The sequence below is a fragment of the Pseudomonas sp. A-R-19 genome, assembly GCF_019956575.1.
Taxonomy (GTDB): Bacteria; Pseudomonadota; Gammaproteobacteria; order Pseudomonadales; family Pseudomonadaceae; genus Aquipseudomonas.
Genome location: NZ_JAHBDR010000022.1, coordinates 37243 through 54379, shown reverse-complemented (window position 1 = coordinate 54379; position 17137 = coordinate 37243). Strand labels below are relative to the sequence as shown.

Below are 17137 nucleotides of genomic sequence, written 5' to 3'. Positions count from 1 at the left end.
ACGTCCTATTTCAAAGGCGACCGGACAGATCGTCCAGAGCCGCGCGCAAATCCGTGAACTTAAAAGTGAAACCAGCCTGTAACAAACGCACCGGAGTGGCCCGTTGGCCGCCCAGCAGCAACAGCGACAACTCGCCCAGCCCCACCTTCAATGCGAAGGCCGGCATCGGCATGAACGCCGGGCGATGCAACACGCTGCCCAACGTCTTGGCAAACTCGCGGTTGCGCACTGGTTTGGGCGCGCACGCATTATAGGGACCGCTGGCCTCGTTGCGATGCAGAAGAAAATCAATCAGGGCGATTTGATCGTCGATATGAATCCACGGCATCCACTGCCGGCCGTTGCCGATCGGCCCTCCCAGGCCCAGTTTGAACGGCAGTAACAGCCGCGACAAAAAGCCGCCCTCGGCCGACAGCACCAACCCGGTCCGGATGAGAACGACACCAATACCCAGCGCTTCGGCCCGCTGCGCAGTCTCCTCCCAGGCGATGCATAACTGGCTGGCGAAGTCTTCGCTGATCGGCCCCGAATCTTCGGTCAGCTCACGTTCGCCGCCATCGCCATACCAGCCGACAGCCGAACCGGAAATCAACACCCGGGGTTTCTGCTCGCGACTTTCGAGCCACGCCAGCAGCGTTTCGGTGAGGGTGATGCGGCTGCTCCACAACAAGGCTTTACGCTTGTGCGTCCAGGGTCGATCGGCAATCGGTGCTCCGGCAAGATTGATGACCGCATCCACAGGCTCCTGCCCCAGATCCTCCAGCCGGGCAATTCCACGCACCTGGGCACCACATATTTTCGCGACTTTTTCAGGCTTGCGACTCCAGACTGTCAGGCGATATCCCTGGCCCGACCAGTGCCGGCAAAGCTGACGTCCTATCAAACCAGTACCGCCGGTCAGCAATATGTGCATGACTTCTTCCTCGCGTGGCGTTTTACCCTGTCCATTAGTCTATTTTTATAAGCAGGGATCTTTGGTATCGAGCAGGCTCTATGTTTAACAATAGGCCAAGCTGTCAGAACGAGAACGCTAAAAGTTATACCAAAAAACAATATTGTACAGGTTTGAACCCCGGCGTAGTCTGTACAGAAAGGTAAACGAGGCCCCTATGACTGTACCTATCGCAATCATTGGCACCGGCATTGCCGGACTCTCCGCCGCCCAGGCCCTGACCGACCTCGGGCACGTGGTTCAACTTTTCGATAAAAGCCGCGGTAGCGGCGGGCGCATGTCGAGCAAGCGCAGCGATGCGGGGGCCCTGGACATGGGCGCGCAGTATTTCACCGCGCGTGACCGGCGTTTTGTCACTGAAGTCCAGCGCTGGCAGGCCAAGGGCTGGGTCGCCGAATGGACGCCGCAGCTGTACACCTACCATGGCGGCCAGCTCAACCTGTCGCCGGACGAGCAGACCCGTTGGGTCGGCACGCCCCGCATGAGCGCCATTACCCGCGCCTTGCTCGGTGACCTTGAAGTGCATTTCGCCTGCCGGATCACCGAGGTCTATCGCGGTGAAGAGCACTGGCATCTGCAGGACGCCGAGGGTTTTACCCACGGGCCGTTCAGCCACGTGGTCATCGCCACGCCGGCCCCACAGGCCACGGCTTTGCTGGCAGCGGCACCGAAACTCGCCGGGGCCGCCGCGGGGGTGAAAATGGACCCAACCTGGGCCATCGCCCTGGCCTTCGAAACGCCTCTGGAAACGCCTATGGAAGGCTGCTTCGTCCAGGACAGCCCCCTTGACTGGCTAGCCCGCAACCGCAGCAAACCAGGGCGCGACAACACCCTCGATACCTGGGTCCTGCACGCCACCAGCGCCTGGAGTCGCCAGCACATTGACCTGTCCAAGGAAGCCGTGATCGAACAGCTGCACGGTGCCTTCGCCGAACTGCTACACGACTCCATGCCCGCACCGACCTTCAGCCTCGCCCACCGCTGGCTCTACGCCCGCCCCGCCAGCAGTCACGAATGGGGCACCCTGGCCGATGCCGACCTGGGGCTGTACGCCTGTGGCGACTGGTGCCTGTCCGGGCGCGTCGAAGGGGCCTGGCTCAGCGGACAGGAAGCCGCCCGCCGCTTGCATGAGCACCTGCAGTAAAGAGCATCAATCCGGGCAAATCGCTGCTGTCGTCATGGACAGCAGCCGGTCAAAAACCTATACATAAAATTTGACTTGTACAACTTCGAATCTATGATGAAGTTATCTTGTACAGACCAGATGGTTTGTACAGGTTCAGATTCGAGGTGCTCCGATGACCCACGCCCCCGCCAAACCGAAAATCGCCATCAGCGCTTGCCTGATGGGGCTCGACGTGCGCTACAACGGCGGGCACAAGGAGTCGCGACTGTGCAGCCGTACCCTCACCGATTACTTCGATTTCATCCCGGTCTGCCCGGAAGTGGCCATCGGCCTCGGCGTTCCCCGCCAACCGATTCGGCTGGTGGCTGGTGCAGATCAACCCGAAGCCCTGGGCACCCTCGATCACAACCTTAACGTGACACAACCGCTGGCCACTTACGGCCGGGACATGGCAACGCAGCTGGGGGATATTTGCGGCTATATCTTCATGCACAACTCCCCGTCCTGCGGCCTGGAGCGGGTCAAGGTCTACCACGCCAACGGCGCACGGGTTGAACGTGGCGGTCGCGGCATCTACGCCCAAGCCTTCTGCCTGCTGCGCCCGGACTTGCCGGTAGAAGAAGACGGCCGGCTCAACGATCCGGTGCTGCGGGAAAACTTCCTCACCCGCGTGTTCGCCTACAGCGCCTGGCAGCAGCTACGCGAGGAAGGCCTGACCCGGCGCGGTCTCACGGACTTTCACTCGCGCTACAAATACCTGCTGATGGCCCACAACCCGGTGCAATACAGAACTCTGGGCCGCCTGCTGGGCAACATGGGCCATGCCGATCCAGAGGAGCTTGGCCCGCGCTATTTCAGTGAACTGATGTCGGCGCTGAAAAAATGCGCCACCCGCCGCACCCATACCAACGTCCTGCAACACCTCAGTGGCTACCTGAAACAGGCCATCAGCCGCGAAGACAAGCAGGAAGTGCAGCAAGTGATCAGCCAGTACCGCCTGGGCATCGTGCCGCTGGTGGTACCGCTGACGCTGCTCAAACATCACTTTCGCCAACACCCCGACCCGTACATCAAACAACAGGTTTACCTGCAACCGCACCCGGAAAATCTCAGTCTGCGAAACGCCATCTAATGAAAAACACACTCGACACCAGCGCCCGCGAAGACCTCGGCGATGACTTTAAAAAGGCGCTGGATGAAGGTTGGCTACCGATCCGTGAAGTGGCGCGGCAAACCGGCGTCAATGCCGTGACCCTGCGCGCCTGGGAGCGCCGCTATGGTCTGATCGTGCCGCATCGCACGCCCAAGGGGCATCGGCTGTTCTCGGTCGAGCATGTACAACGCATCCAGGCGATCCTCACCTGGCTCAACCGTGGCGTTGCCGTCAGCCAGGTCAAGCAATTGCTCGACACACCGCAAGCCTTCAGCGAGTCCGTCGACAACGATTGGCACATCTTGCTGCAAACATTGCTGCAGGCGGTCAGCGGGCTGCAGGAGCGCGCCCTGGATGACAGCGTCAATCAAGCCATGGCGCTGTATCCGCCGCGCACCCTGTGCGAGCGATTGCTGATGCCCTTGCTGGCCACTCTGGAGCAACGCTGGCAAGGCCAGTTCGGAGCGCAGATGGAACGGGGCTTTTTTTGTGCCTGGCTACGCAGCAAATTCGGCGCACGTATCTACCATAACAATCGTCAGTTGCGCACCGCGCCGCTGCTGTTGATCAACCACTCGGACCTGCCCATGGAGCCGCATCTGTGGCTCACGGCCTGGTTGATCAGTAGCGCGGATTGCCCGGTGGAGGTCTTCGACGGGCCGCTGCCTGTCGGCGAACTGGCATTGGCGGTGGAACTGCTGCAACCCCGCGGGGTTCTGCTGTACTCAAGCAAGGCCATGAACCTGGCGCAACTGGTGAAACTTTTCAAAGGTGTCAGTTGCCCAAAAATGATTGCCGGACCAACGGTATGCATCCACCAGACCGAGTTGTCCGCAAGTACTTCCGAGATCGCTGATTTGTACCTGGCCGAAGATCCGTTGTCGGCACACCAGGCACTCGTTCAGTGCGGGCTGATTTGAATGAATCGCGTGGATACCAAAATGCAATTGATCTGGCTGCGCAGCGACTTGCGTCTACATGACAACACCGCCCTCTCGGCCGCCGCGGCTCGCGGCCCCTGCGCGGCGGTGTATCTGCTCAGCCCGGAACAATGGCTGGAACACGACGACGCGCCCTGCAAAGTGGACTTCTGGCTGCGTAACCTGCGCGCGTTGAGCCGCGAACTGGGTCAATTGAACATTCCGCTTCTGATCCGCCGGGCACCGCGCTGGGAGGACGCGCCAGGCGTACTGCTGGACCTGTGCCGGCAGTGGCAGGTCGACGCGCTGTACCTCAACGAGGAATACGGCATTCATGAATCCCGTCGCGATGCAGCGGTCACCCGGACGCTCGGGGCCGAAGGCATCGAGGTTCACCGCTACCTCGATCAATTGCTGTTCAAGCCCGGTAGTGTGCTGACCCGGACCGGCACTTACTTTCAGGTCTTCAGCCAGTTCCGCAAGGTCTGCTACGAACGACTGCACCACTCGCTGCCCAGCCTGGTCCGCGCACCGCAAAAACAAGCGCCGCTGAACATTGCCAGCGATGCGATCCCCGCAAGTATCGAGGGTTTCGCAACACCCGATGACAACCTGCGCAAGCTGTGGCCGGCGGGCGAAGCCGAAGCCCGGCATCGCCTCGACCGTTTTGCCGATGCGCAGATCGATCACTATCAAGGCGAACGCGACTTCCCGGCAAAACCCGGCACCAGTCAGCTCTCGGCCTATCTGGCCGCCGGGGTGATCTCTCCCCGTCAATGCCTGCACGCCGCGTTGAACAGCAATCAGGGCGAATTCGAAAGCGGCAACAGCGGTGCCGTCACCTGGATCAACGAGCTGCTGTGGCGCGAGTTCTACAAACACATCCTGGTGGGCTACCCACGGGTGTCCCGGCACCGCGCGTTTCGCCCGGAAACCGAAGCACTGGCCTGGCGCGATGCCCCCGAAGAACTGGCCGCCTGGCAACAGGCGCGCACCGGCTTGCCGATCATCGACGCCGCCATGCGCCAACTGCTGGCAACCGGCTGGATGCACAACCGCCTGCGCATGGTGGTGGCGATGTTCCTGACTAAAAACCTGCTGATCGACTGGCGCGAAGGCGAACGCTTTTTCATGCGCCACCTGATCGATGGCGACCTGGCGGCCAACAACGGTGGCTGGCAGTGGAGTTCCTCCACCGGCACCGACTCGGCGCCTTACTTCCGGATTTTCAACCCGTTGAGCCAGTCGGAAAAATTCGATCCCGACGGCATATTCATCAAACACTGGCTGCCGGAGCTGGCAGGGCTGAACAAAAAAGACCTGCACAACCCGGCCAATCTCGGCGGCCTGTTCGGTGTGGTGGATTACCCCTCACCGATCGTCGATTTGAGTAGCTCGCGTGCGCGCGCGTTGACGGCATTCAAAAACCTGCCCTCGCGGCAATACGCCGCCGTCGGGTCATGAGTTATCGCCACCGGGATCACCTCGATGCCGGGGCTCTGCTTTATGAACATTTACCCATGTTGGGCCCGGTCGTTGCCCGGCTGAAAAGGAGATTTGAATGAGTCGTACACCCGCACGACGATACTGGCTGACCGGCGCCAGCAGTGGCATCGGAGCCGCCCTGGCCGAAGAAATCCTGAAAACCGGCGCGCACCTGGCGGTCAGTTCACGCACGGTGGCACCACTGAAGGACTTGTCGCTACGTTATCCGGGACAGGTGCTGGTGGTCGCCGGCGACCTGACCAACAGCCAGACCGTGCGTGAGATCGGCGAGCAGATTGCCGAGGACTGGGGCTCGCTGGACACCGTGATACTCAACGCAGGCACCAGTGAGTACGTGGATGCCAAACAGTTCGACGCGTCGATTGTCGAGCATGTGGTGCGCACTAACCTGTTGGCCAGCAGCTATTGCATCGAAGCCGCCTTGCCCTTGCTGCGGGCCGGCACCGCACCGCATATGGTGGCCATGGCCAGTACGGTGACTTACCTGCCGCTGCCCAAGGCAGAAGCGTACGGCACCGCGAAGGCCGGGCTGCGTTATCTGCTCGAATCCCTGCGCATCGACCTGGCCCCGGAAGGCATAGAACTCACGGTGATCAGCCCCGGCTTTGTCGAAACGCCGCTGACGGAGAAAAACGACTTCTCCATGCCATTGAGCTGGCCGGTGGAAAAAGCCGCACGGCACATCTTCGAAAAACTCAGGGAACGCCCGCTGGAAATCGTTTTCCCGGCAGCGTTCATGGCTGCCCTCTGGCCGCTCTCCAAACGGCCGAACCGAGTGAAACTTGAGATCGGCAAACGCGTGTCGCGCAGCCAGCCACCGATCAAGGATCAACCCTGAAAGTCGCCAGCATCGGCGGCGGCATCCCGGACGCTCCGATACGTGAGCGTCCGTCAGACCTTTCACACAGCACCCGGTGACTGCCTTACACTGCGCGCCATGAAAACCATCCCCCTTACGCAAATCGCGGAGCCCGCGGTCACGTGCTCGACCTGCGCAGCCTGCTGCTGTCAGCTTGAAGTCATGCTGATCACCGACACGGGTGTGCCTGAACGGTTCATCGATACCGATGACTGGGGCGGGGAAGTCATGCTGCGCCTGGATGACGGCTGGTGTGCCGCACTGGATCGCAACACGATGATGTGCACCATCTACGAAAAACGCCCGCTGATCTGCCGGGAATTCGAGATGGGCGCACCGGAGTGCATCGACGAACGCCAGGGAATTTCGACGGCGTATCGCTGATTTCAGAATCACCCAGGAACAAACGTGGTAGCGGGCTTGCTCGCGAAGGCGGCGTGTCAGTCAACAGGGATGTTGAATGTTCCACCGCTTTCGTGAGCAAGCCCGCCCCCCACATTGGTGTGTATTCAGCAGTTACAACGGCAACGTGTAATGCAGCGAGTAGCTTTCTACGCCGTCGTTGGAACTGGCGAGGCCGGCGTTGGAATAGTGCGTCGCGCGGATCCCGACCTCATGGCCGCCATTGAAGCGCAGGCCAAAACCGAAACGGTCTTCGAACTGGAAAGCACCGCCGATGTTGTTGTCTTCGAGTCGGGTATTGGAGAACACCGCCACGCCGATGCCTGCTTCAACGTACGGTTTGACGTTCTGGCCGGCGAATTCATAAACGAACACCGGGGAGAACGACAGGCTGTTGTTGCTCGAAGTCTTGTCACCTTCCCAGTAGGTGTAGGCGCCGCTCCAGTAGCCGGTCAGACGACCCACGTCACTCTGCCACCAGCTCTGGTCCCAATCGAATTGCATGCCCAGTCGATATGTCATGGTCGAATCGCTGGTCTGACCAACCGCGAACTCCACACCTGCCGCCTGCGCAGTAAAGGTGTGCCCCATTAATGCGGCCGCAATCGCGGCCAAGCAGAATAGTCGCTTCACTAGAAACTTCCTTTTCCGAACGATTTCGTATGGTTTTTTTGTTACCAAGCCCTGCGAAACTATAGAAGTCAGCGATTTATCAGAAGTTCACTCCGATTTTTCGTACTCCCCCCCGGACAGGCTTCTACCTGTTGAAGCTTCGCACAACGCCAGCGGTATTCCACAGTATCGGCAAGATATTTCTGAAATGAAGCGGATCGGCACTGGTCCAGAACTGCGCTTCACGGGCCGGCCCCTCGGCGAGCAGCTCGCCTTCGGCCAAAAGCCGCTGGAGTTGCCGCGCGACGGCGGCACCGGTGTCGATCAGGCTGATGTTCTCGGGGATCATCTGCCGCAGCATCGGCTTGAGAAAGGGGTAATGGGTGCAACCGAGAATGATCGTGTCGGCGCCAGCCGCCAGCAATGGCTCGACATATCCGGCCAGCAACTGACGCAAGGCGGGACTGTGCAGGTCGCCGTTTTCAATCAGCTCCACCAGCCCCGGACAAGGCTGGGTGATGACCCGCACATCGGTGGCAAACCGATCAAGCAACGCGGCGAACTTGGCGCTCTGCAAGGTGCCGGTGGTGGCCAGCACCCCCACCACGCCGCTGCGGGTGGCGGCGGCGGCAGGCTTGACCGCCGGCTCCATGCCGACGATGGGCCATTCTGGATAGTCGCGACGCAAGTCGGCGACGCCAGCCACCGTGGCCGTGTTGCAGGCGAGCACCAGGGCCTTGGCGCCCTGCTGCTGAAAGAAGTCGGCCATCACGCTGCAACGCTGCTGGATAAACTCCGGGGTTTTCTCGCCATAGGGAACATTCCCGCAATCGGCGACATACAACAGAGATTCATTGGGCAGCAAACGCTGGATCTCGGCCAGTACCGAGAGCCCGCCGACACCGGAGTCGAACACGCCAATCGGCGCTTCACGCATTTTTTGACCCACAGACGCTGCAACCCGGATCGCGCTTGACCCGCAACTCACGGAAGCGTGTACCCAAGGCGTCGATCAACAGGAGGCGCCCCACCAGCGGCTCACCGAATCCGGCCAGCAACTTCAGCGCTTCAAGCGCTTGCAGACTGCCGACCAACCCCACCAGCGGCCCGACCACGCCGGCCTCGCTACAGGTCAGTTCGGCTTCGCTGCCGTGCCCATATAAACAGTGGTAGCACGGGCTCTCTGGGCGACGCGGATCGAACACCGACAGTTGCCCTTCAAGGCGAATCGCTGCGCCGCTGACCAAGGGTTTGCCGGACGCCACACAAGCGGCATTAACCGCTTCACGGGTGGAGAAATTGTCGGAGCAATCGAGCACCAGATCCACCCCGGTCACCACGGCGGCCAGGGAATCTTCGTCCAGCGCCGCACGATGGGCGATCAGTTGAATTTCAGGATTGATCGCGCTCAGGCGCTTGAGCGCCGAATCGACCTTGGTCATGCCGACGCTGTCGGTGTCGTGAATGATCTGGCGTTGCAGGTTGGTCAGGTCGACGGTGTCGAAGTCCGCCAGATGCAATTGGCCAACACCGGCGGCGGCGAGGTACAGCGCCACCGGCGCGCCGAGGCCACCGAGACCGACGATCAATACGCGACTCTCCTTGAGCCGCAACTGACCGTCGATATCGATGTGTTGCAGCAGAATCTGCCGGCTGTAACGCAGCAACTCCTGATCATTCAGCACGGCAGGCGCCCCAGACTGATGCGTTGATGACCGCCCAGATCGGTGCGGCTGTGGACTTCCTCAAAACCACGGGTCAGCAGTAAATCGCGAACTGCCCCGGCCTGATCATAGCCATGTTCGAGCATCAGCCAACCGCCTGCGTGCAGATGGTCTGGCGCCTGGGCGACGATCAGGCGCAGATCGTCGAGCCCGTCGACGCCGGCCACCAGGGCGCTGGCCGGCTCGAAGCGCACATCGCCCTCGACCAGATGCGGATCTGCCGCTGCGATATACGGCGGGTTGCTGATGATCAGTTGAAAACGCTGACCTTCCAGGGCGCTGAACCAATGGCTGCTCAGTACCTGAGCGTTGTTCAGGTGCAGGCGCTGGCGATTGCGCTCGGCCAGGGCCACGGCTTCCAACACGCGATCCACCGCAGTGACGCTCCACGCCGGACGCTCGCTGGCCAACGCCAGGGCAATCGCACCGCTGCCGGTGCCGAGGTCGAGCACCTTGGCCGGGGTGGCCGGCAACAATTCCAGCGCAGCCTCCACCAGCAGTTCGGTGTCGGGGCGCGGGATCAGCGTGTGCGGTGCCACTTCCAGATCCAGCTTCCAGAAACCCTGCTGGCCGAGTATGTAGGCCACCGGCTCACCGCCGCGGCGGCGCTGCAAATACTCGGCGAACGTCAGCGCCGCGTCGCTCGGCACGATGCGTTCCGGCCAGGTGTGCAGGAAGCTGCGGGACTTGCCCAACGCCGCCGCCAGCAGCAATTCGGCATCCAGACGCGCCGTCGGCGAGTCGGGTAGATCGGCGGCACGCAACAAACTGGCAATGATCGTCATTTACTCACCTATCGCCGCCAGTTGATCGGCCTGATACTCGGCCAACAACGGCTCGATCACCGCATCGACACCGCCGGCGAGGATCTCGTCGAGGGAATACAAGGTCAGGTTGACCCGGTGGTCGGTGACCCGGCCCTGGGCAAAGTTATACGTGCGGATACGCTCGGAGCGATCACCGGAACCGACCAGCAACTTGCGTTCACTGGCGATGGCGTTAGCCGCGGCGGAGGTCTGCTGATCGTTCAGCTTGGCCGACAACCAGGACATCGCCCGGGCGCGGTTCTTGTGCTGCGAACGTTCTTCCTGGCACTCGACCACGATGCCGGACGGCAAGTGCGTGATACGGATCGCCGAGTCGGTCTTGTTGACGTGCTGGCCACCGGCGCCGGAGGAGCGATAGGTATCGACGCGCAGGTCGGCCGGGTTGATCTCGATGGCCTCCTGTTCGTCCGGCTCGGGCAATACCGCCACGGTGCAGGCCGACGTGTGGATGCGGCCCTGGGATTCAGTCGCCGGAACCCGCTGCACGCGGTGCGCGCCGGATTCGAACTTCAGCTTGCCGTAGACGTTGTCGCCCTCGACCCGGGCAATCACCTCTTTATAGCCGCCATGCTCACCCTCGTTTTCCGAGAGGATCTCCACCCGCCAGCCACGCCGCTCGGCGTAACGCGAATACATGCGGAACAGGTCACCGGAGAAAATCGCCGCTTCGTCACCGCCGGTGCCGGCGCGGATTTCGAGGAACACGTTGCGCCCGTCGTTCGGATCCTTGGGCAGCAGCATGCGTTGCAGGTCGGCTTCGAGCGTAACCAGGCGCTCCTTGGCCTCGCGGACTTCTTCCACGGCCATTTCACGCATGTCCGGGTCGCTGTCCTTGAGCAGTGCCTGGGCACCTTCGAGGTCATCCTGCACTTTCAGCAGCTCTTTATAGGTGCCCACGATCGGTTCAACTTCCGCGTACTCCTTGGAATAGGTGCGGAACTTGTTCTGATCGGAAATGACCTCGCCATCGCCCAGCAGGGCGGTCAATTCCTCGAAACGGTCCTGGAGAATATCCAGCTTATTGAGCAGTGACGCTTTCATTGCGGTTTTTTATCCGAAAAGCTATCCGATGAGCCCTCACCGAGGGCAAAGAGTTCCTGGGCCATCGCCAGCGCATCCAGGCGACCTTCGGCAGAGAGCTTTTTCAACTGCACGCTCGGTGCGTGCAGCAGTTTGTTGGTCAGCCCGCGGGCCAGTTGCACCAGCACCTCTTCGGCACTGCTGCCGTTGGCCAGCATACGCTGGGCCTTTTGCAATTCTTCGTCGCGCAGGCGTTCGCTCTGTTGACGATAAGCCTTGAGCACGTCCACCGCCGCCAACTCGCGCAGGCGGACCATGAAGTCTTCGGCGCCGACCGAGACCATCTCTTCGGCTGCCTGGGCTGCGCCCTGACGACTCTTGAGGTTCTCGGCGACCACTTCGTGGAGATCGTCGACGCTATAAAGGTAAACGTCGTCCAGCTCGCCGACTTCTGGCTCGATGTCGCGCGGAACGGCGATATCCACCATGAAAATGGGTTTGTGCTTGCGCAGTTTCAAGGCGCTTTCCACCGCGCCCTTGCCCAGGATCGGCAACTGGCTGGCGGTGGAACTGATGACGATATCGCTGCGCACCAGCTCTGCCGGAATATCCGACAGCAACACCGCATGGGCACCGAACTGTTCGGCCAGAATGCTGGCGCGCTCCAGGGTGCGGTTGGCCACCACGATGCGCTTTACACCCAGATCATGCAGATGGCGGGCGACCAGGGTGATGGTTTCGCCAGCGCCAATCAACAACGCCTGGCTGCGTTGCAGGTCGCTGAAAATCTGCTTGGCCAGGCTCACCGCGGCAAACGCCACCGACACCGGGTTCTCACCGATGGCCGTGTCGGTGCGCACCTGCTTGGCCGCGTTGAACGTGGCCTGGAACAAGCGCCCGAGCAATGGCCCGATGGTGCCGGCCTCGCGGGCCACGGCATAGGCCGACTTCATCTGGCCGAGAATCTGCGGCTCGCCCAACACCAGCGAGTCGAGCCCGGAGGCGACCCGCATCATGTGACGAACTGCCGCATCATCTTCATGCACATAGGCGCTTTCGCGCAGCTCGTCGTAGCTCAAATGATGATATTCGGCCAGCCAGCGCAGCACGATGTCCGCCGACAGGTGATCCTGTTCTATATAGAGTTCACTGCGATTGCAGGTGGAGAGGATCGCAGCTTCGCGGCTGTCGGTGAGTCGGCAGAGCTGCTGCAAGGCCTCAACCAGCTGCTCAGGGGTAAAAGCCACGCGCTCGCGGACGTCTACTGAAGCAGTCTTGTGGTTAATACCGAGTGCAAGGAAGGCCATTCAAAGTCGCTGATGGTGACGTGAAGCCGGCAATTGTCCTACTTCGACACATGGAGAACAACTACTCGATATCTATCGCGCCGTTAGGCGGCGTCCACGTTGCGAGCGGTTCTCGTTTAAACACAATCCCTGTAGGAGCTGGCTTGCCAGCGATGGACTGACTGTCGCCGCGTCTTTCCGGTAGAAACGCGTCATCGTTAACGACCATCGCTGGCAAGCCAGCTCCTACAGGGACCGTGTGCGTGTGAAAATGCCGGGCCGGTTATGTTTGGCCGAAAGCTTGTGTCATGATGATCCGACCGCAGGTTAGTCGTCCTCTTCCTATATGAATAGATCTTCCGCGTTGCTCCTCGCTTTTATCTTCCTCAGCGGCTGCCAGGCATTGGCACCCGTGTCGTCGGACGGTACCCCTCCGGTGGAAGACAGCACCCCGGCCCCTGAAAAGCCCAAGGTCTACAGCTCATTCAGCGAGGAAACCGTCTTCAGCCTGTTGAGCGCCGAACTGGCTGGCCAGCGCAATCGTTTCGACATTGCCTTGGACAACTATGTGACCCAGGCCATCAACACTCAGGATCCGGGCATTTCCGAGCGGGCATTCCGTATCGCCGAATACCTGGGTGCCGATCAGGCAGCCCTGGACACCGCATTGATCTGGGCCAAAAACGCCCCCGACGACCTCGAAGCGCAACGCGCCGCCGCCGTGCAACTGGCACGCGCCGGGCGTTATGACGACTCCATGGTCTATATGGAGAAAGTCCTGCAAGGCAAGGGCGACACCCATTTCGACTTCCTCGCGCTGTCCGCGGCCGACACCGACCAGGACACCCGCAACGGCTTGATGAAAAGCTTCGACCGTTTGCTGCAACGCCATCCGAACAACAGCCAGCTGATTTTCGGCAAGGCCTTGCTGATGCAACAGGACGGCGACGCCAAAGGCGCATTGACGCTGCTGGAAAACAATCCACCCGAAGACGGCGAAATAGCGCCGATCCTGCTGCGCGCACGCCTGCTGCAAACCCAGGATCGCGGCGACGAAGCCCTGCCACTGCTGCAAAAAAGCATCAAGAAATACCCGGACGACAAGCGCCTGCGCCTGACTTACGCACGCATGCTGGTTGAACAGGACCGCATGGACGATGCCAAGGCCGAGTTCTCGAGCCTGGTCCAGCAGTACCCGGAAGACGACGAACTGCGTTACTCCCTGGCACTGGTCTGCCTGGAAGCCAAGGCCTGGAATGAGGCCAAGGGTTATCTGGAAGACCTGATCGACCGGGAAAGCCACGTCGACTCGGCACACCTGAACCTCGGCCGCATCGCCGAAGAACAGAACGACCCGCAAGGCGCCCTGATCGAATACGCCAAGGTTGGCCCGGGCAGCGACTACCTGCCGGCGCAATTGCGCCAGGCCGACATCCTGATCGACAACGGCAAGACCGCCGAAGCCCAGCGCAAACTGGCGGCGCAGCGCGATGAGCAGCCGGATTATGCAATCCAGCTGTACCTGATCGAAGCCGAAACCCTGTCCGCCAACAATCAGGGCGACAAGGCCTGGGGTGTTCTGCAACAAGCCTTGCAGCAATACCCGGACGACTTGAACCTGCTCTACACCCGCGCCATGCAGGCGGAAAAACGCAATGACCTGGCGCAGATGGAAAAAGACCTGCGCTTGATCATCAAGCGCGATCCGGACAATGCCATGGCCTTGAACGCCCTTGGCTACACCCTGTCCGACCGCACCACGCGCTACGCCGAAGCCAAGGCCCTGATCGAACAGGCACACCAGATCAGTCCGGAGGACCCGGCGGTACTCGACAGCCTTGGCTGGGTGAATTACCGCATGGGCAATCTCGACGAAGCCGAACGCCTGCTACGTCAGGCCCTGGATCGCTTCCCCGACCAGGAAGTCGCCGCTCACCTGGGCGAAGTGCTGTGGGCCAATGGCAAACAACGTGAAGCCCGGCAAGTCTGGGGCAAGTTCCTCAAGGAACAACCCGACAGCCCGACCCTGCGCGGCACCATCAAACGCCTGACCGGATCAGAGACTCTTTAAGATTATGTTTTTGCGCCATTTCATCGTTTTCAGTTTTATCGCCCTGCTCGCCGGTTGCGCGGGCCTGGGTCCCCGCGAGTCGGTCGAGGGGCATGGCAACGCCGCCCAATGGCGCGAACACAAACAGCAACTGACCGGCCTCGATGGCTGGCAGATCGACGGCAAGATCGGCATTCGCGCTCCGAAAGACTCGGGCAGCGGCACGCTGTTCTGGTTGCAACGCCAGGATTACTACGACATTCGCCTGTCCGGACCACTGGGTCGCGGTGCGGCTCGCCTGACCGGACGTCCGGGCAAGGTGTCGCTGGAAGTCGCCAACCAGGGGCGTTACGACGCGCCGAATCCGGAAGTGTTGCTCGAAGAACAGCTTGGCTGGAAGCTGCCGGTGTCCAACCTGGCCTGGTGGGTGCGCGGCCTCCCGGCTCCGGACAGCAAAAGCCGCCTGACGCTGGACGGCGACAGTCGTTTGGCCAGTCTCGAACAGGACGGTTGGCAGGTCGAATACACCGAATACACCCAACTGAACGGTTACTGGTTGCCCGAACGGATCAAACTTCATGGCACCGACCTGGATGTCACGCTGGTGATCAAGACTTGGCAACCGCGCAAATTGGGGCAGTGAAATGCCAGACAATCGCCTGACACTGCCCTCGCCGGCCAAGCTCAATTTGATGCTGCACATTCTGGGTCGCCGCGAAGACGGCTACCACGAACTGCAAACCATGTTTCAGTTTCTCGATTACGGTGACGAGATCACCTATGCCCTGCGCGATGACGGCGTCATTCAACTGCACACCGAGTTCCCCGGCGTTCCCCACGACAGCAACCTGATCGTCAAGGCCGCGAAAAAACTTCAGGAGCAATCCGGTTGTTCGCTGGGCGTCGATATCTGGATTGAAAAAATCCTGCCAATGGGCGGCGGTATCGGTGGCGGCAGCTCGAACGCCGCCACGACATTGCTTGGCTTGAATCACCTCTGGCAGTTGGGCTGGGATGAAGATCGCCTGGCTGGCCTGGGATTGACGCTGGGCGCAGACGTCCCGGTTTTCGTGCGCGGCCACGCGGCTTTCGCCGAGGGTGTGGGCGAGAAACTCACCCCTGTCGACCCCGAAGAACCCTGGTATCTCGTGCTGGTACCGCAAGTCTCTGTAAGTACGGCAGAAATTTTTTCAGATCCGTTGTTGACACGTAACACTCCTCCCATTAAAGTGCGCCCCGTTCCCAAGGGAAACAGTCGAAATGACTGCTTGCCGGTGGTAACAAGACGTTATCCAGAGGTACGTAACGCCTTGAATTTGCTAGGTAAATTTACCGAAGCAAAACTCACCGGAACTGGAAGTTGTGTGTTTGGGGGCTTCCCAAGCAAAGCTGAAGCTGATAAAGTCTCGGCCCTTCTGACAGAGACCCTTACAGGTTTTGTAGCAAAAGGAAGCAACATTTCGATGTTGCATCGCAAGCTTCAAAGTCTGCTCTAAAGGAACCGATTACTGGGTAATCGTTGCAACAGATACAGGGGCGTCGCCAAGCGGTAAGGCAGCAGGTTTTGATCCTGCCATGCGTTGGTTCGAATCCAGCCGCCCCTGCCATTTTCTAATACTCATCCAGGTTACCCTCAGCCTTCAGGTACTGCGCGTGTCCAAGATGATGGTCTTTACGGGGAACGCTAACCCCGATCTGGCTCGGCGTGTCGTACGTCAGCTGCATATCCCTCTCGGTGACATTTCTGTCGGTAAATTTTCCGACGGCGAAATTACAGCCGAGATCAATGAAAACGTCCGCGGTAAAGACGTCTTCATTATTCAGCCGACTTGCGCTCCGACCAACGATAACCTGATGGAACTGGTAGTGATGGCTGATGCCTTCCGCCGCTCCTCGGCTACTCGTATCACTGCTGTTATTCCTTACTTTGGTTATGCCCGTCAGGATCGCCGTCCGCGTTCCGCACGTGTGGCTATCAGCGCGAAAGTCGTCGCTGACATGCTTACCGTAGTCGGCATCGATCGTGTTCTCACGGTTGATCTGCATGCTGACCAAATCCAGGGTTTCTTCGATATTCCGGTAGATAACATCTACGGCTCCCCGGTTCTGGTGGATGACATCGAAGATCAGCGCTTCGAAAACCTGATGATCGTGTCCCCGGACATTGGTGGCGTCGTGCGTGCACGTGCCGTTGCCAAATCCCTGGGCGTGGATCTCGGGATCATCGACAAACGCCGTGAGAAAGCCAATCACTCTGAAGTGATGCATATCATCGGTGATGTCGAAGGGCGTACCTGTATTCTGGTCGATGACATGGTCGATACCGCCGGCACCCTGTGCCACGCGGCGAAGGCCCTGAAAGAGCATGGCGCTGCCAAGGTTTTCGCCTACTGCACGCACCCTGTGCTGTCGGGTCGGGCGATCGAAAACATTGAAAATTCCGTGCTGGACGAGTTGGTGGTCACTAACACCATTCCTCTGTCCGCTGCAGCACAAGCCTGTGCGCGTATCCGCCAACTGGATATCGCACCGGTAGTTGCCGAGGCGGTCCGCCGCATCAGCAATGAAGAATCGATCAGCGCGATGTTCCGCTAAGGGCCCTGCCCTTCTCGAAATGTCTCGTTGACGAAAAGCGCCCCGCCCCGGCATTCCTGTCGGGGCGGGGCTTTTTTGCCCATATCGCCTTTAGCGCTGGTCGCA

Annotated in this window: 17 protein-coding genes and 1 tRNA gene; 11 read left to right on the top strand and 7 right to left on the bottom strand. The window is 60.3% G+C overall.

Going from position 1 to position 17137, the window contains the following annotated elements:
* Window positions 1–10 precede the first annotated feature (10 nt).
* Window positions 11–913: a TIGR01777 family oxidoreductase gene (locus tag KGA88_RS01430; RefSeq protein WP_223588398.1), complete on the bottom strand. Its 903-nt coding sequence runs from the start codon at window positions 911–913 to the stop codon at window positions 11–13.
* A gap of 196 nt (window positions 914–1109) precedes the next feature.
* Between KGA88_RS01430 and KGA88_RS01425 the strand changes: the two genes are divergently transcribed.
* From KGA88_RS01425 to KGA88_RS01400, 6 genes are all read left to right on the top strand, one after another.
* On the top strand, window positions 1110–2096 hold the full coding sequence (locus tag KGA88_RS01425; RefSeq protein WP_110658455.1) for an NAD(P)/FAD-dependent oxidoreductase: 987 nt from the start codon (window positions 1110–1112) through the stop codon (window positions 2094–2096).
* 154 nt (window positions 2097–2250) lie between these two features.
* A complete protein-coding gene (locus KGA88_RS01420) occupies window positions 2251–3210 on the top strand; it encodes a YbgA family protein (protein ID WP_223588395.1) in 960 nt (319 codons plus the stop codon).
* A complete protein-coding gene (locus KGA88_RS01415) occupies window positions 3210–4151 on the top strand; it encodes a MerR family transcriptional regulator (RefSeq protein ID WP_110658457.1) in 942 nt (313 codons plus the stop codon). The genes KGA88_RS01420 and KGA88_RS01415 overlap by 1 nt, the downstream gene beginning before the upstream one ends.
* A gap of 21 nt (window positions 4152–4172) precedes the next feature.
* Window positions 4173–5615, top strand: a complete 1443-nt coding sequence (gene phrB, locus KGA88_RS01410; protein ID WP_223588391.1) for a deoxyribodipyrimidine photo-lyase — start codon at window positions 4173–4175, stop codon at window positions 5613–5615.
* 97 nt (window positions 5616–5712) lie between these two features.
* Window positions 5713–6495, top strand: coding sequence for an SDR family NAD(P)-dependent oxidoreductase (locus tag KGA88_RS01405; RefSeq protein WP_110658459.1), 783 nt, complete (start codon window positions 5713–5715; stop codon window positions 6493–6495).
* Window positions 6496–6594: 99 nt separating this feature from the next.
* Window positions 6595–6900, top strand: coding sequence for a YkgJ family cysteine cluster protein (locus KGA88_RS01400; RefSeq protein WP_110658460.1), 306 nt, complete (start codon window positions 6595–6597; stop codon window positions 6898–6900).
* Between the two features lie 132 nt (window positions 6901–7032).
* Here the strand turns inward: KGA88_RS01400 and KGA88_RS01395 are convergent, their stop codons facing one another.
* The 6 genes from KGA88_RS01395 to hemA form a co-directional block, all read right to left on the bottom strand.
* Window positions 7033–7551: an acyloxyacyl hydrolase gene (locus KGA88_RS01395; RefSeq protein WP_110658461.1), complete on the bottom strand. Its 519-nt coding sequence runs from the start codon at window positions 7549–7551 to the stop codon at window positions 7033–7035.
* A 124-nt stretch (window positions 7552–7675) separates the two neighbouring features.
* Window positions 7676–8467 carry a glutamate racemase gene (murI, locus tag KGA88_RS01390; protein WP_110658462.1) on the bottom strand — a complete coding sequence of 264 codons (792 nt, stop codon included), beginning with the start codon at window positions 8465–8467 and terminating at the stop codon, window positions 7676–7678.
* Complete coding sequence (locus tag KGA88_RS01385) at window positions 8460–9215, bottom strand: molybdopterin-synthase adenylyltransferase MoeB (protein ID WP_223588387.1); 756 nt, start codon at window positions 9213–9215, stop codon at window positions 8460–8462. Before KGA88_RS01385 ends, murI begins: the two co-directional genes overlap by 8 nt.
* Window positions 9209–10039, bottom strand: coding sequence for a peptide chain release factor N(5)-glutamine methyltransferase (gene prmC, locus KGA88_RS01380; protein ID WP_110658464.1), 831 nt, complete (start codon window positions 10037–10039; stop codon window positions 9209–9211). Before prmC ends, KGA88_RS01385 begins: the two co-directional genes overlap by 7 nt.
* A complete protein-coding gene (gene prfA / locus KGA88_RS01375; protein WP_223588383.1) occupies window positions 10040–11122 on the bottom strand; it encodes a peptide chain release factor 1 in 1083 nt (360 codons plus the stop codon).
* Window positions 11119–12408, bottom strand: a complete 1290-nt coding sequence (hemA, locus tag KGA88_RS01370) for a glutamyl-tRNA reductase (protein ID WP_223588379.1) — start codon at window positions 12406–12408, stop codon at window positions 11119–11121. The genes prfA and hemA overlap by 4 nt, the downstream gene beginning before the upstream one ends.
* Window positions 12409–12733: 325 nt before the next feature.
* On the opposite strand from hemA, the gene KGA88_RS01365 reads away from it, so the two are divergent.
* The 5 genes from KGA88_RS01365 (at window position 12734) to KGA88_RS01345 (ending at window position 17032) form a co-directional block, all read left to right on the top strand.
* A complete protein-coding gene (locus KGA88_RS01365) occupies window positions 12734–14458 on the top strand; it encodes a tetratricopeptide repeat protein (protein WP_110662950.1) in 1725 nt (574 codons plus the stop codon).
* A 4-nt stretch (window positions 14459–14462) separates the two neighbouring features.
* Complete coding sequence (gene lolB / locus KGA88_RS01360; RefSeq protein WP_110662320.1) at window positions 14463–15080, top strand: lipoprotein insertase outer membrane protein LolB; 618 nt, start codon at window positions 14463–14465, stop codon at window positions 15078–15080.
* A gap of 1 nt (window position 15081) precedes the next feature.
* Window positions 15082–15933, top strand: a complete 852-nt coding sequence (gene ispE / locus KGA88_RS01355) for a 4-(cytidine 5'-diphospho)-2-C-methyl-D-erythritol kinase (protein WP_223588375.1) — start codon at window positions 15082–15084, stop codon at window positions 15931–15933.
* Window positions 15934–15969: 36 nt separating this feature from the next.
* Window positions 15970–16044: transfer RNA gene (locus KGA88_RS01350), tRNA-Gln, on the top strand.
* Between the two features lie 46 nt (window positions 16045–16090).
* Window positions 16091–17032: a ribose-phosphate pyrophosphokinase gene (locus KGA88_RS01345; protein WP_003171603.1), complete on the top strand. Its 942-nt coding sequence runs from the start codon at window positions 16091–16093 to the stop codon at window positions 17030–17032.
* The last annotated feature ends 105 nt before the right edge of the window (window positions 17033–17137 follow it).